Origin of the sequence: Staphylococcus cohnii subsp. cohnii (genome assembly GCF_002902365.1) — a bacterium.
In the GTDB taxonomy this organism is placed as follows: domain Bacteria; phylum Bacillota; class Bacilli; order Staphylococcales; family Staphylococcaceae; genus Staphylococcus; species Staphylococcus cohnii.
Genome location: NZ_PPQC01000004.1, coordinates 38,371 through 53,997 on the forward strand (window position 1 = coordinate 38,371; position 15,627 = coordinate 53,997).

13 protein-coding genes are annotated in these 15,627 nt (G+C 32.8%); 3 read left to right on the top strand and 10 right to left on the bottom strand.

The annotated features are described in order from the left end of the window. Positions 1–234: 234 nt before the first annotated feature. The gene (gene putP, locus CD032_RS00475; RefSeq protein WP_103211101.1) at positions 235–1,770 is read left to right on the top strand and encodes a sodium/proline symporter PutP; all 1,536 of its coding nucleotides are present in this window, start codon (positions 235–237) and stop codon (positions 1,768–1,770) included. A 98-nt stretch (positions 1,771–1,868) separates the two neighbouring features. Here the strand turns inward: putP and CD032_RS00480 are convergent, their stop codons facing one another. The 10 genes from CD032_RS00480 to CD032_RS00525 all read right to left on the bottom strand — a co-directional run bounded on the left by CD032_RS00480 (position 1,869) and on the right by CD032_RS00525 (position 13,439). Then, positions 1,869–3,080: a CamS family sex pheromone protein gene (locus tag CD032_RS00480; protein WP_019469597.1), complete on the bottom strand. Its 1,212-nt coding sequence runs from the start codon at positions 3,078–3,080 to the stop codon at positions 1,869–1,871. Positions 3,081–3,092: 12 nt separating this feature from the next. After that, positions 3,093–5,096 carry an NAD-dependent DNA ligase LigA gene (gene ligA / locus CD032_RS00485; protein WP_071562319.1) on the bottom strand — a complete coding sequence of 668 codons (2,004 nt, stop codon included), beginning with the start codon at positions 5,094–5,096 and terminating at the stop codon, positions 3,093–3,095. A 3-nt stretch (positions 5,097–5,099) separates the two neighbouring features. Further along, positions 5,100–7,304, bottom strand: coding sequence for a DNA helicase PcrA (gene pcrA / locus CD032_RS00490; protein WP_019469595.1), 2,205 nt, complete (start codon positions 7,302–7,304; stop codon positions 5,100–5,102). A 5-nt stretch (positions 7,305–7,309) separates the two neighbouring features. After that, on the bottom strand, positions 7,310–7,993 hold the full coding sequence (pcrB, locus tag CD032_RS00495) for a heptaprenylglyceryl phosphate synthase (RefSeq protein WP_103211102.1): 684 nt from the start codon (positions 7,991–7,993) through the stop codon (positions 7,310–7,312). Between the two features lie 285 nt (positions 7,994–8,278). Beyond that, positions 8,279–8,581: a YerC/YecD family TrpR-related protein gene (locus CD032_RS00500; protein ID WP_019469593.1), complete on the bottom strand. Its 303-nt coding sequence runs from the start codon at positions 8,579–8,581 to the stop codon at positions 8,279–8,281. 85 nt (positions 8,582–8,666) lie between these two features. Beyond that, a complete protein-coding gene (gene purB / locus CD032_RS00505) occupies positions 8,667–9,962 on the bottom strand; it encodes an adenylosuccinate lyase (RefSeq protein WP_019469592.1) in 1,296 nt (431 codons plus the stop codon). Positions 9,963–10,310: 348 nt separating this feature from the next. After that, a complete protein-coding gene (locus CD032_RS00510; RefSeq protein WP_019469591.1) occupies positions 10,311–10,496 on the bottom strand; it encodes an NETI motif-containing protein in 186 nt (61 codons plus the stop codon). Further along, positions 10,493–11,071, bottom strand: a complete 579-nt coding sequence (locus CD032_RS00515) for a DUF2179 domain-containing protein (protein ID WP_019469590.1) — start codon at positions 11,069–11,071, stop codon at positions 10,493–10,495. Before CD032_RS00515 ends, CD032_RS00510 begins: the two co-directional genes overlap by 4 nt. A gap of 69 nt (positions 11,072–11,140) precedes the next feature. Further along, positions 11,141–11,977 (bottom strand): NAD(+) synthase, encoded by an 837-nt coding sequence (gene nadE, locus CD032_RS00520; RefSeq protein WP_019469589.1) that lies wholly within the window; start codon positions 11,975–11,977, stop codon positions 11,141–11,143. After that, positions 11,970–13,439 (bottom strand): nicotinate phosphoribosyltransferase, encoded by a 1,470-nt coding sequence (locus tag CD032_RS00525; protein ID WP_071562318.1) that lies wholly within the window; start codon positions 13,437–13,439, stop codon positions 11,970–11,972. The genes nadE and CD032_RS00525 overlap by 8 nt, the downstream gene beginning before the upstream one ends. Before the next feature lie 242 nt (positions 13,440–13,681). Between CD032_RS00525 and CD032_RS00530 the strand changes: the two genes are divergently transcribed. Further along, on the top strand, positions 13,682–14,749 hold the full coding sequence (locus CD032_RS00530; RefSeq protein ID WP_040029804.1) for a nitric oxide synthase oxygenase: 1,068 nt from the start codon (positions 13,682–13,684) through the stop codon (positions 14,747–14,749). Between the two features lie 39 nt (positions 14,750–14,788). Next, positions 14,789–15,598, top strand: coding sequence for a prephenate dehydratase (locus tag CD032_RS00535; RefSeq protein ID WP_040029803.1), 810 nt, complete (start codon positions 14,789–14,791; stop codon positions 15,596–15,598). The last annotated feature ends 29 nt before the right edge of the window (positions 15,599–15,627 follow it).

Consider the following 15,627-nt stretch of genomic DNA (forward strand, 5'->3'; position numbering starts at 1 on the left):
GTTTCAAAAACAATATATACACTTTTCATAGTATTAATGACAATTATTGCATAATAAATCATAACTTTTATAAACTGTGTAATATCATTTTATATTTTGTAAGCATTTTCATTTTGGTCATTGAGCTAAATATTTTAAAAAACTAAAAATAAATCCACTCTATTTATAAATTACATTGCATAATAATTCATGTAACACAATTTAATATTCTGGGGATAAGGGAGTTGAAGTATTATGTTTATTCTAGGCACATCTTTAGCTAATCAAGTTCACGCTACTTGGCAAACGTATATTATGATTATCATTTATTTTATCATTTTATTAATTATTGGCTATTACGGTTACAAGCAATCGACAGGTAATTTAAGTGAATTTATGCTGGGAGGTAGAAGCATTGGCCCTTACGTAACTGCCTTATCAGCAGGTGCATCAGATATGAGTGGATGGATGATTATGGGTCTCCCTGGATCTGTATATAGTACTGGTTTATCAGCAATGTGGATTACAATCGGTTTATCACTCGGTGCTTATATTAACTATTTTGTAGTCGCACCTCGCCTCCGCATTTATACTGAAATTGCAGGAGATGCTATCACCCTGCCAGACTTTTTCAAAAATCGACTCAATGACCGTAAAAATTACATAAAAATAATTTCAGGTCTAATTATTGTTGTGTTTTTCACTTTATATACACATTCTGGGTTTGTATCTGGTGGAAAATTATTTGAAAGTGCTTTTGGATTAAACTATCATTGGGGACTTATCATAGTTGCGGCTATAGTTATTTTTTATACGTTCTTTGGTGGATATTTAGCTGTATCCATTACAGATTTCTTCCAAGGTGTAATTATGCTGATCGCAATGATAATGGTTCCTATTGTAGCACTTATAAAACTCAACGGTTTGGATACTTTTAGCGAAGTAGCAGCTATGAAACCTACCAATATGGATTTGTTTAAAGGTACAACGTTTTTAGGTATTATTTCATTATTTGCCTGGGGTTTGGGGTATTTTGGTCAACCACATACCATTGTTCGATTCATGTCCATTAAATCACATAAACTTTTACCAAAAGCAAGGCGTTTAGGTATTAGCTGGATGGTTATTGGTCTCTTAGGCGCAGTTGCTGTAGGTCTCACAGGTATCGCATTTATACCTCAATACCATATTAAAATGGAAGATCCAGAGACACTCTTTATCATTATGAGCCAAATTTTATTCCATCCTCTTGTAGGCGGTTTCTTGTTGGCAGCTATCTTGGCAGCTATCATGAGCACAATTTCATCTCAGTTATTAGTGACTTCTATTTCATTGACTGAAGATTTTTATAAACTTATTCGTGGTGAAGCGAAAGCAAAAACTCACGAAAAAGAGTTTGTAATGATTGGACGACTATCTGTTTTACTAGTTGCAATTATTGCTATTTGGATTGCATGGTCACCAAATGATACAATTTTAAATCTTGTCGGTAATGCTTGGGCAGGATTTGGCGCAGCATTCAGTCCGTTAGTGATTTTCTCACTATACTGGAAAGGGTTGTCTCACGCTGGCGCGCTGAGTGGTATGATTACAGGAGCTTTAGTCGTTATTGTATGGATTGCTTGGGTTAAACCGTTAGCATCAGTAAATGAAATATTTGGTATGTATGAAATTATACCTGGTTTTCTAGCAAGTGTGATAGTTACTTATCTAGTAAGTAAAATTACTAAAAAACCTGGTGAATTTGTAGAGCACGATTTAAATAAAGTAAAAGAAATTGTTAAAGAATAATCGAATCGCAACGCTTTCACTATAAATTGATACTAAAAAGCCACTCTTGTAACACTTGTCGTGATTACATAGAGTGGCTTTTATCGAGGAAACGTATATTAATTATTGTTTTTATAAATATGAACTTGTGGATCTTTGTCATCTTCAGTTTTACTGATTAAAGCTTTTGCTTTGTTACCATCTTTTATGCGAATTTCATATTCGTCAATATCATCAAAGTATTTCTCTGCTTGTTCAGTGATGTATTGTGTGATGCCAATTGTTTCTGCTTCACCATAATAATCAATCGGTACATCAACTGTTAATTGTTTCGCTTTTTTATTATCGAATTTAACTGTACCCACTGCTTGAGTAAAGTTGTTAAAATACGTCTGTAAATTATCATTAAATTGCTTAAAATTATTATTTAAATTTTCATCAATTTCGCCTGCTTCATCAGAAGGTAACAATGCTGTAGTTTGATTTATATCTTTCCATTCATTAATACGCGTCTTGCCGTCTTCAACTGTCGTACCAGCAATAAATTCACCTGGAACAATTGAATTTTCACCTGTTTGTTTATAAATTGCAAAGTGTATTGGTATGTTTTTCAAATCTTTATTTTCTCTGACTCTCGACAAAATTTCTCCTGCCATTTGCTTACCTTGTTTTTTAATTTCTTTGTCATCTAATTTTTTACTATAGGTTTCGCCATCTTTTTCTTTTTGATAGTAATATGTACTATTCATAGCTAGACCGATAGTCATACCTTTAATTTCCTTACCTTTAGTATCACCACTCGCATAAAAATCTTGTTCTAAAATATTAGAAAGATACGCAGGTGATTCTTCAGCAATTTTTTCTGGATCTGTTTCTCCATTATGAGATGGATTTAGACCTAAATTCTCATTCGCTTTCTTTTCTTTTCGTTCATCTTCATCCATCGCATCTACTTCAGATTTAGTATATTTTGGATCTAAATAAGCATTAATCGTATCTTTATCTAAGTACTGACCATCTTGATATAAATAATCGTCAGTTGGAAAAACTTGTTTACTCAATTCTAAGAGGCCGTTTTCGAAATCTTCCCCATTATAACTATTTGCCATGTTATCTTGTAATAAACCACGTGCTTGGCTTTCTTTAAATGGTAAAATCGTTCTATAATTATTGCCTTGAACATGTTTATCAGTAGCGATTTCTTTTACTGAACCGGATTTTTCTTGCTGTTTATTGTCATCAGGTTGTTCTTTACTTTTTTCACTATCATCATTTCCACATGCTGATAATAGAAAAATTGCTGAGATGAATAGTATAATCGTTCTTTTCATGCATTATCTCCTCTATCCCTCTATTTCTTTTTGTTTCTGGACAAAATCATCCTCCGTCCAAACTTCTGTGCCAAATTTTTCGGCTTTTGTAAGTTTTGAACCAGCGTCTTCTCCAGCAATTACTAAATTTGTCTTTTTAGTAACACTATTTGTAACTTTAGCACCTTGCAATTCTAACCATTTTGAAGCTTCATTTCTTGTCATTTGGTATAACTTGCCAGTTAATACAATGGTCTTATTAATAAATTCTGGATGACCTTCTAACTCGGTTGTTTTGACGCCTTTGTAAGTCATATTAACATGTTTTTCCTTTAATTTATTAATAAGTGCACGGATATCTTCATTTTCTAAATAAGTGACTAATGATTGTGCTAATTTTTGGCCAACATCATAAATTTCAATTAATGATTCTTCAGTAACATCAAATAAATGATCCATCGTTCCATATTTTTCAGCAATGACTTGGCTCGCTTTGACCCCTAGGTGTCTGATTCCCAAACCAAATAGTAAATGTTCCAATGAGTTTGTTTTAGAATGTTCAATCGCATTTAATAGATTGTTGACTTTCTTCTCACCCATTCTCTCTAATGGTAGCAAATCATCTTTAGTTAAGTAAAATATATCAGCAACATCTTTTATTTTTTTATTTTCATAAAGTTGTTGAATGATTTTAGTACCTAAACCATCTATATTCATTGCTTGTCGTGATACAAAATGAATCATACCTTCAACGAGTTGTGCTTGACATTTTGGATTGATACATCTTAATGCTACTTCCCCTTCTATTCTTACTAGTTCATGATCACAACTAGGACAATGTGTTGGCATATGATAAACTTCTGCATTTTTCGGTCGACGATCTAAAACGCTTTTTATAACTTCTGGTATGATATCTCCAGCCTTTTTAATTACTACACTGTCGCCAATTCGGATATCCTTTTCATGAATTAAATCTTCATTATGTAAAGAAGCTCTAGAAACTGTAGTTCCCGCTACTTTTACTGGTTCAAGTATCGCCGTAGGTGTCACGACGCCTGTTCTACCAATACTAAGTTCAATATCTAATAAATCTGTTATGACTTCTTCAGCAGGGAACTTGTATGCAATTGCCCAACGCGGAGATTTTTGTGTATAGCCAAGCTCATCTTGTTGATCTAAATCATTCACTTTAATAACAATGCCATCAATATCATATGACAACTGTTCCCGCGCTTCCGTCCATTTTTCAATATAGTCAAATACTTCTTCTATAGTTTGAGCACGTTCTCGTTCTTTATTTGTTTTAAAACCTAATTTATCTAATTCATCTAAAGCTTCACTTTGTGTGTGAGCATTAAATTGTGTAAAGTCATTCACACTATATAGGAAAACGCTTAGTTTTCTCTTTGCGGCAAGTTTGGAATCTAATTGCCGCAGTGAACCAGCAGCCGCATTTCTTGGATTAGCAAATGGTTGCTCGTCATTTTGTGCCTTGGCTTCGTTTAAATCAAAAAATGATTTTCTAGGCATATATGCTTCACCGCGAACTTCAAATGTTCTAGCTTCATTAATCTTTAATGGTATTGCATGTATCGTTCTTAAGTTTTCGGTAATATCTTCGCCTGTAGTACCGTCACCACGTGTTAAACCTTGTACGAACCTACCATTTTCGTACTTAAGAGACACAGCCAAACCATCTATTTTCAACTCGCACATATATTCAACATGATCAATTTGCTCACGTATACGCTGATCAAATTTTCTTAAATCTTCTTCATTAAACGCATTTCCTAAACTCAGCATCGGTGTATCATGATTTACCTTTTCAAACGTTGATTGAGCTGAACCACCTACCCTTACTGTAGGTGAATCAACTGTTTGATACTCTGGATAGTTTGTCTCAATATCTATCAATTCGTGCAAAAGTTTATCATATTCACTATCTGGTACTGAAGGATTATCTTGTACATAATATTCATAGCTATATTGATTTAGCAATTGATGTAATACATCGACACGCGATTGTAAGTCAGCCACACTTTATTCCCCTTTCTTTTCAATAGGTGCAAATTGAGCAAGCAAACGCTTAGGGCCTTCAGATTTAAAGATAATATCTAGTTCAACTGAACCATTTTTTTCATTTACATTGCTCACCATGCCCTCACCCCATGATTTATGAATAACTTTGTCACCAACATGCCAATCCGTTGATTGTTGTGCTTTTTTAGAAGAAGTAACACGTTTACTATAACCTCTTTTTTCAGGTTGTTTGGTTGCAGATTTAAATCGATTCCCTTGTGCTGCAGATCGTGTTTTATTTTCGTTCTCTAATAAATCTTCAGGTATTTCTTTCAAGAATCTTGAAGCCATATTGGACTGAGGTCTGCCAAAAAGCATTCTTGAAGTTGCATGCGTTAAATATAACGTTTCTTCAGCACGTGTAATCGCAACATAACAAATCCTTCTTTCTTCTTGCATTTCATGATCATCATCACTTTTGATTGCTCTTATATGTGGGAATAATGATTCTTCCATCCCCATTATAAATACAATAGGAAACTCTAATCCTTTTGCTGAGTGCATTGTCATCAATGTTATACCATCATCTATTTGCGCTTCATCTATATCTGCAACTAAAGATAAGTCTGTTAAAAAGTTAATTAATGACTGTTCTTCTAATGGGGTATTCTCTTCATAATCATTAGGCACTGACATAAATTCATCTATATTTTCTAATCTACTTCTTGATTCTAATGTTTGTTCTCGTTCCAACATCTCACGATAACCTGATTTAACTAGTACCTCTTCTACGATTTCAGTAATCTCTAAAAATTCTTGTTGTTTAATTAAGTTCTGTATCATGTCATAGAAAGTAATACATGCTTGCGTAACTTTTTTAGATAAACCTATAAAATCCACTTCTGCTAGCGCGTCAAACATACTTATATCGTTTTGAGCAGCATAGGCTTGAATTTTATCTACTGTCGAAGGTCCAACACCGCGTTTCGGCACATTTATTACACGGCGTAAACTTATATCATCATTACTATTGGATATAATTCTCAAATAACTAAGTAGATCTTTAATTTCTTTTCGGTCATAGAATTTTTGACCACCGACCATTGTATAAGGCATATTAGATTTCATAAAAGTCTCTTCTAACACACGAGATTGTGCATTAGTACGATACAAGATAGCCATGTCTTTGAATTTTTTTCCGTTGCGTTGTTGTTTCATAATTTCTTTGACTACATATTCAGCTTCATCTCGCTCAGTAGTAGCTTCGTAGTAGTGAATTTTATCTCCAGATGTATTACCTGTCCATAGTCCTTTAGGTTTACGCTCTGAATTATTTTTGATTACTTCGTTAGCTGCATTTAATATATTTTTAGTTGAACGATAATTTTGTTCTAAAAATATCGTTTTAGCTTCAGGATAATCTTCTTCAAAGGAAAGTATGTTCTGAATATCAGCGCCACGCCAGCCATAAATAGATTGATCAGAATCTCCAACTACGCATAAGTTTTTAAATTTAGATGCTAAAAGATTAACTAATGTATATTGTGCTTTGTTCGTGTCTTGGTACTCATCGACGTGTATGTATTGGAATTTATTTTGGTAAAATTCTAATACATCTGGCACACGTTCAAATAATCGAATTGTAACCATGATTAAATCATCAAAATCCAATGCTTCGTTTCTTGATAACTGTCTTTGATATCCTTTATATACTGTAGCAATCATTTGCTCATGATAAGTATCAGCTTCTTTTTGAGCATCTTCTGGTGTTTTTAATTCGTTTTTTAGATTACTTATAGCACCGATAAACATTCTTGGTTCGAACTTTTTACTATCAATATTTTCATTTTTCAATACATCTTTGATAACTGATTTTTGATCGGTTGGATCAATAATAGTAAAATTACGTTCAATGCCAATTCTATCTGCGTCTCTTCTCAATATTCTTACACACATTGAGTGGAACGTTGACATCCATATAACTTGAGCTGGTTCACCAACTAAAGCTTCCACACGTGCTTTCATTTCTTTTGCTGCCTTGTTTGTAAAAGTAATCGCTAGAATGTTGTATGGAGATACGTCTTTTTCATCAAGCAAGTAAGCTATACGATGAGTTAAAACACGTGTTTTGCCCGAACCTGCACCCGCCATAATAAGTAATGGCCCTTCTGTAGTGCGTACTGCTAAGCTTTGTTCATCATTCATCTTATTTACTAATGCATTCATTTATGTTACTCCTTTATCTTAACTGTTTTTAATGCGCTTTTAATATTTTTATAAACGATATCACCAACGATAATCGTATCAACAATCGAAGCCATTTTTTCAGCCTCTTCTTGATTACTAATGCCACCACCATAAAATAGTTGTGTATCACTTAACATATTTGCAGCTGTTTTAACCTTTTCAACATCTCCATATGTACCACTATATTCAAGGTACATGACTGGTAATTTATACATCTCATTAATCATTTGAGCATATGCTTCAATATCTTCATCTGTTAAATTTGTTTCAGCTTGTGTAACTTGTGCTACTTTACTTTCAGGATTCATGACAACATATCCTTCAAAAACAACCTCTTCAAAATCAATAACGTGTCCAAAAGATTTCAATGCATCTAAAAGTATGCCATTGTGATATTTTACATTTGTACTATTCAATACAGTCGGTACAAAATAAAAGTCAAATCCAGGCATAACACTTTCTATATTGGAAATTTCAAAAACTAGAGGTAAAGGATACCTCCTCACCCTACTCATCAATTGAATAACATTATCTTCAGTAACATCATCTGTTCCACCGATCATAATTGCATCGGTTTGAGACATACATATTGCGTCTAAATCTTCATCAGAAATAGACTTGGCAGGATCTAATTTGAAAATATGTTTCCACTTTTTAATGTCATACATGATATGTTACTCCTTTTTTTAGCATACTTTTGATTATATCATTTTTAACCACCGAGTTCTAAAACGATATAGGATTTCACAATGTATTTTAACATGACAAATAAATCATAAGTTAATCATGTTTCTAGCTAAATATATTCAAAACATTTAAAGCCTCGACTCTATTTTATCAATACACTTTAAATTAACAACAAAAAAACTGTCAGCAAAGAATGTTTCTTTGCTAACAGCTTTTCAAATGAAATCATTAAAATTACACTTCGCTATAATATATAGAATTGTTAATTAATCGGTCGTTTCAATATTCATGCGGTCTAGAATCATTGTGTAAGCATCATTTCCCCATTGTAAAGATCTTTTAACACGAGAAATCGTTGCAGTTGAAGCACCAGACTCTTGTTCAATCGTCGCATAAGTATATCCTTGCTTAATCATTTTTGCGACTTGCAATCGTTGAGATAACGATTGGATTTCATTTACTGTACATAAATCGTCAAAGAATTGGTAACATTCTTCTCTGTTTTCTAATGTAAGAATTGCATCAAATAATTCATCTAATGCTTTTCCTCTTAATTTTTCTATTTGCATTAAAAACAACCCCTGTACTTTCATTTTAATCTTAATTCAACGTGCTAATACATTAAAGTGTAACGATTTCATCAGTAAATTTCAATTATTCTAATCCTGCACGTTTAAAAATCGTATCAACTTGATTTAAATGGTGTTTTGGATTGAAACATTCATCTAATTCTTCAGTGCTTAATAAATCAGTAATAGATGAATCTTGTTCAATTAATGTTCTAAATGGTGTTTTTGTTTCCCAAGACTCCATCGCTTTTGGCTGTACTTTATCATATGCTGCTTCACGTGCTAAACCTTTATTTATCAACGCTAATAATACACGTTGCGAATAAATAAGACCAAATGTTTTATCGATATTTGCTAACATATTATCTTCAAATACAGTAAGTCTTTCTACAATATTTGTAAATCTGTTTAATCCGTAATCTAAAGCTATCGTTACATCTGGTAGCATGATTCTTTCTGCAGATGAATGCGAAATATCTCTCTCATGCCATAAAGCTACATTTTCATATGCAGTTGTAATGTATCCTCTGATAACACGTGCAATACCAGTGATATTTTCTGAACCAATTGGATTACGTTTGTGTGGCATTGCTGACGAGCCTTTTTGACCTTTAGCAAAAGCTTCTTCTACTTCTCTTGTTTCAGTTTTTTGTAAATTACGTATTTCCACTGCAAATTTTTCCATAGAAGTGCTAATCAACGCTAAAGTAGCGATATAATATGCATGACGATCACGTTGCAATGTCTGAGTAGAAACAGCTGCTGTATCCAAACCTAAATTTTCACAGACATGCGCTTCAATTTCGGGCGGGATATTCGCAAAAGTACCTACTGCACCACTCATTTTACCGACTTCTATTTCTTTTCTCACACGTTTAAAACGCTCTAAATTACGTTTCATTTCTGTATACCATAATGCCATCTTAACACCAAATGTTGTTGGTTCCGCGTGTACACCGTGTGTGCGTCCCATCATCAAAGTATACTTATAATTTTTAGCTTTTTGAGCTAAAACATCAATAAATCTTTCTAAATCTTTTTCAATAATATCGTTTGCTTGTTTAATAACATAACTTAGTGCAGTGTCAACTACATCAGTTGATGTTAAACCGTAGTGAACCCATTTACGCTCTTCACCCAATGTCTCTGATACTTGTCTTGTAAATGCAACGACATCGTGTCGTGTTTCTTCTTCAATTTCTTTTGCGCGGTTAACATCAACCTTTGCGTTCTGACGAATTTTCGATACATCTTCAGCTGGTATATCACCTAATTTACTCCAAGCTTCACATGCGAGTATTTCTACTTCTAACCAAGCCTCATAGCGATTTTGATCCGTCCAAATATTAGACATTTCTTCTCTAGAATAACGTTCTATCATTGAAATAAGCTCCTATCTTGCGTAAGTTTTAGTTTACAAACTTCAAAAACATGTACATTCAATTAAAAAATACGATTAAAGTTCGTGTTTAATCTTGTCATTATTAGTTTAACAGAATTGACCATAAATGTATAAGTCTTTTCTATCTTCTTACAGAAATTTTAACACGTTTTATCAAAAGGCGTGCAGAAAAACCTTATTCTACTCAAAAAAATTATTAATCTATATCAAAAATGGAACTACATGATTAAAAAAATCGTTGACCTGAGTTTTTTATCTCTGTCAACGATTACACTTATATATATATAACACTTATTCATATCTAATTTCTTAGCTATTTTGGAACAATTATTCTATTAATTTGCCAACAAATTGAATTTCTTGTCTATATACTTCGTATTCACCATCTTTATTTTCCTTATAAATTGGTTTTTCAAAGCGTTTAATAGGCATATATCCAGCATCTCGCATACGTTGCAAACAATCTTGTATCGTTTCGTTTTCTTCTACTTTAAACTTTTGCTGCTTTTTCATATACTTTCCACTTTATCCGGATCATATTGTTTAAGTTTCTTACTGCGCACACCTTTAACCCAAAAACCGCCGTGAATTGTTCTTGGTTCGTATGCAATAATAAACGCTTTTTCATCAATTTGCTTAATTGTTTCTATTAATTTTAATTCGAAACGTCTTGGTGTTAATATTTGTAAAATTAACCTCGTACCATCTCTACCATAAGCAGTATTATGCGTAACCCCATAACCTAAATCTCTTAATTGCTTTGGTAAATCTAATTCATATTCAGATGAAGTAACATTCACAACTGTATAGCCAAGCGCTAATTTCTCTTCAATTTTCATGCCTACAATAATACCGATTGAAAATCCAAAAGCATATGCAAAGACATTTTGAATTTGATCTAAACTAGACATAACCATTCCCAAACCAATTACATAGACTAAAACCTCTAAGAAACTTACAACTGCTGCAACATAACGATAACCTTTGAGTGTTAATATCGTTCTCATTGTCAAACAAGTTACGTAAGCAACATTAATAATAAAAATAGCTAAAACCATTAACCATGGATTAGATGTGATTACTGACATGTTCATTTCCCTTTCTTTCTCATTAAATCCAAATTATTTTATCAGTAACTTATTATTTTGTCACTAAAATCATTCGAAATCTGTTTGATTTTTTGGCCATGTATACCTTGTGTAAGCTAATTCTCTTTTATGTGCATTTTTAATATAATGATTTTCTATGATAGCTTTTGCTTCTTTTGGCACTTGTTTACCTTCTAAATAATCATCTATTTGAGCATAACTAACACCAAGTGCTTCTTCGTCTGGTAGCTGTGGTTTATCTTCTTCTAAGTCAGCCGTTGGTATTTTTTCATATAAATGTGCTGGTGCATCTAAATACGCTAAGATTTGTCGTCCTTGACGTTTATCCAGACCAAATAACGGGGCAATATCCGCTGCACCATCACCATATTTTGTAAAAAATCCTGTTAGGTTTTCCGCTGAGTGATCGGTTCCCACTACGATACCTTGTTTATTTGATGCAATCGAAAACTGCACTTTCATACGCTCACGTGCTTTTTCATTCCCTTTTTGGAAATCAGTAAGCGTAATTCCAGCTTCTTTTAACGATTGTACACTTTGATCTACAGCAGGTTTAATGTTAACCGTAATTGTTCGATCTGGTTTTATAAACTTCAAGGCATCTTCAACTTCATCCGCATCTTTTTGTTCGCCATACGGTAATTTAACCGCAATAAATTGACAATCAATATCCTTTTCCTTTAATTCATTTACTGCAATTTGGCACAGCTTACCAGCTAAAGTCGAATCTTGTCCACCTGAAATGCCTAAAACTAAGGATTTGATAAATGAATGAGATTGGATGTAATTTTTTATAAATTGAACAATATTACGTGTTTCTAATTTGCTATCAATGTTGGATTTAACTTTCATTTCTCTAACGATAATATCTTGAATTTCATTCATTTTCTTCTTCCATCTCCTTCACATGTTCTGCCACTTCAAATATACGTTTGTGTTTATTTTCCCAACATTCTGTACTTAAATCAACCGGATACTCTTGTGGATTAAGGTGACGTTTGTTTTCATCCCATAAATATGAAAGACTTTCAGTCAAATAGTTTTGCGCTTCCTTTTCGCTCGGTAAGTCATAAACGAGTTCACCAGCTTTAAAAATATCATGATGTAATGGTTTAGCTATAAAAGACTTTATAAATTTCATCTTATACGTATGAACAGGATGGAATAATTTAAGTGGCGACTCATCATAAGGATCTTCATGCGCTAACGTTATGTAGTCACCCTCAGCTTTGTTGGTTTTCTTATTAATAATGCGATACACATTTTTCTTACCTGGTGTTGTTACCTTTTCTGCATTGTTAGATAGCTTTATTCGGTCTACATAATTCCCTGAAGCATCTTCAACTGCCACAAGTTTATATACAGCACCTAAGGCTGGCTGGTCGTAACCAGTAATTAACTTAGTACCAACCCCCCATGAATCGACCTTTGCACCTTGCGATTTCAAACTTGTAATTGTTTGCTCATCTAAATCATTTGACGCAATAATTTTAGCGTCAGTGAATCCAGCTTCATCTAACATACGACGTGCCTCTTTTGATAAATATGCAATATCACCAGAATCTAAACGTATACCAATAAAGTTAATTTCATCACCAAGTTCTTTAGCCACTTTAATCGCTGTTGGCACACCAGATTTCAAGGTATGAAAAGTATCAACTAAGAACACGCAATTTTTATGACGTTCTGCATATTTTTTAAATGCAATATATTCATCACCATAAGTTTGAACCATTGCATGCGCATGTGTCCCTGATACTGGTATACCAAAAAGTTTTCCGGCACGCACATTACTAGTCGAATCAAATCCACCAATATATGCTGCTCTTGCACCCCACAAAGCAGCATCTGCTTCTTGTGCACGTCTTGTTCCAAATTCCATTAATGTATCATTAGGCGCAACTTGTTTTATTCTACTTGCTTTAGTAGTAATTAACGTGTGAAAATTTACAATATTTAACAACATCGTTTCAATTAATTGCGCTTGAATGAGTGGTGCTTCAACTCTTAATAAAGGTTCATTACCAAAGCATAATTCTCCTTCTTGCATAGAACGAATATCACCAGTAAACTTTATATCTTTTAAATATTCCAAAAAGTCTTCTTGATAACCAATAGATTTTAAATATTTAATATCCGATTCTGAAAAATGAAAGTTATTAATATAAGCAATAACTCTTTTTAATCCATTAAACACTGCATAACCACTGTTGAATGGCATATTTCTAAAATATAAATCAAATACAGCATATCTCTCATGAATACCATCATTCCAATAACTCTCCGCCATATTTATTTGATATAAATCATTATGTAATACTAAAGTATCATACTCAAATTGGTACACCGCTATCTCTCCTATCGGCTTTTTCATTAGTTTAACACAAAAAATTAAACGTTTATATCTGAAACAAATTTATCTATATTACTTCTATGATAACTTCTGAACATTATTAAATATAATTTTGTTATTTATTATTTATTTAGTTATTAGTAAATTCAAAATAGTAGCGACAAAATCATGACAATTCTATAGTTAAACAATAAAAATAGAAAGAAATATCGTATAATATGTGCGAGGTGTTTTATATGTTAAATGAAGCTAAATCATTTATTCAGACAATGTATCAAGAATTAAATTATAATGAAAATACTATATTAGAACGGATAAATCAGATAGAAACACAAATCAACTTATCAGGTACGTATGAACATACGAATGAAGAACTTGTATATGGTGCTAAAATGGCATGGAGAAATTCAAATCGTTGTATAGGTCGTGCATTCTGGGATGCTTTAACTGTCAAAGATGCAAGGCATGTTCAGTCAGAACATGAATTTATAGACGCTATAGAAAATCATATTCAATTTGCAACAAATGATGGAAAAATCAAACCATGTATCACTATTTTTGCCGCTCAAAACCCACCAAAAATATTTAATAATCAACTCATCAGATATGCTGGATATGAAGATGTTGGTGACCCTGCTGAAATAAAAATCACTCAATTAGCAGAACATTTAGGATGGACAAGCAATCATACTGATTTTGATATTTTACCTTTAATTTATAAAATTCCTGGTGAAACATTGAAATTTCATAATTATCAACCTGAATTAATTAAGGAAGTTCCCATTACACATGACCGTTTTCCAAAATTAGCAAAGCTTGGTTTAAAATGGTATGCCGTACCAATTATATCAAGCATGGACTTGAAAATTGGTGGAATCACATATCCAACTGCACCATTCAATGGTTGGTATATGGTAAATGAAATTGCTGTGCGTAATTTTACCGATTCATATCGCTATAATTTACTAGAAACCGTTGCAGAAGCTTTTGAATTTGATACACTAAAGAATAATTCTTTTAATAAAGATAGAACATTAGTTGAATTGAATTATGCAGTATATCATTCATTTAAAAATGAGGGCGTGTCAATGGTTGATCATTTAACCGCTTCAAAACAATTTGAAAGATTTGAAAAAAATGAACGCAAAAATGGAAGATATGTAACTGGTAAATGGTCTTGGTTAGCACCCTCTTTATCTCCTACGCTAGTATCTAATTACCATCATGGATATAAAAACGAGGTTAGAGAACCAAATTTCTTTTATAAAAAACAATCACCTGCTTCTGGGTGTCCTTTCCATTAATTTTTAAAATTAACACATATATACAAGGGGTAACGTCAAATGAAATTATATTATTTAGGTCCAAAAGGAACATTTTCATATTTAGCAGCAAAACAATATCAATCAGAATCTGAGTTTGACTATATATCCAAATCTAATTTGTATGAAGTTGTTACTGCTGTCTCAGAAGATGATCAAAGCATTGCTGTTGTGCCTATCGAAAATTCAATCGAAGGTACAATCAATATTGTTGCCGATGCCTTAACGCAACAGAACATTTATGCTCAGGGAGAAATTCATTTAGATATACAATTTGCTTTATATGGCCCTGAAAATGCTACAGTAAATGATATCTCAAAAGTTTATTCAATAAGCCCAGCAATTAGTCAAACAAGTAAATATATACAACAGCATAACTTCACATATGATTATGTAGATAGCACGATACAAAGTTTAGAAAAAATAACTAACCAAGTTGGTGCAATCGCACCTTTAGGTAGCGGGGAAACTTATGGTTTCCAACCTATAGAACAAAACATTCAAGATTTCCCTCACAATGTTACACGCTTTTTAGTCGTAAGTAACCAGCCGCAACATTTGGACAATGCAAGCGATACTATGTTACTCATCACACCGCAATTTGACAAACCAGGTTTACTAGCAAGTATTCTAAATACCTTTGTGCTTTTTAACATCAACTTATCTTGGATTGAGTCTAGACCCTTAAAAACACAATTAGGTATGTATCATTTTTTCGTCCAAGCAGACACTGGGTTAACAGAAGAATTATCTAAAGTCATTAAAATCTTGAACACTTTAGATTTTCAAGTTACAGTCATTGGGTCTTTCAATAAGTTAAATCACGATTAACTATTAAAGTAAAACTTATTGAAACTTTA

Bases quoted from the DNA above. Each gene is read 5' to 3' on its own strand.
- CD032_RS00480 (WP_019469597.1), bottom strand. From the start codon at position 3,080: ATGAAAAGAACGATTATACTATTCATCTCAGCAATTTTTCTATTATCA.
- nadE (WP_019469589.1), bottom strand. From the start codon at position 11,977: ATGAATGAAATTCAAGATATTATCGTTAGAGAAATGAAAGTTAAATCC.
- CD032_RS00500 (WP_019469593.1), bottom strand. From the start codon at position 8,581: ATGCAAATAGAAAAATTAAGAGGAAAAGCATTAGATGAATTATTTGAT.
- CD032_RS00510 (WP_019469591.1), bottom strand. From the start codon at position 10,496: ATGAAAAAGCAGCAAAAGTTTAAAGTAGAAGAAAACGAAACGATACAA.
- CD032_RS00515 (WP_019469590.1), bottom strand. From the start codon at position 11,071: ATGTCAGTAATCACATCTAATCCATGGTTAATGGTTTTAGCTATTTTT.
- purB (WP_019469592.1), bottom strand. From the start codon at position 9,962: ATGATAGAACGTTATTCTAGAGAAGAAATGTCTAATATTTGGACGGAT.
- pcrA (WP_019469595.1), bottom strand. From the start codon at position 7,304: ATGAATGCATTAGTAAATAAGATGAATGATGAACAAAGCTTAGCAGTA.
- putP (WP_103211101.1), top strand. From the start codon at position 235: ATGTTTATTCTAGGCACATCTTTAGCTAATCAAGTTCACGCTACTTGG.
- CD032_RS00530 (WP_040029804.1), top strand. From the start codon at position 13,682: ATGTTAAATGAAGCTAAATCATTTATTCAGACAATGTATCAAGAATTA.
- pcrB (WP_103211102.1), bottom strand. From the start codon at position 7,993: ATGTATGACATTAAAAAGTGGAAACATATTTTCAAATTAGATCCTGCC.
- CD032_RS00535 (WP_040029803.1), top strand. From the start codon at position 14,789: ATGAAATTATATTATTTAGGTCCAAAAGGAACATTTTCATATTTAGCA.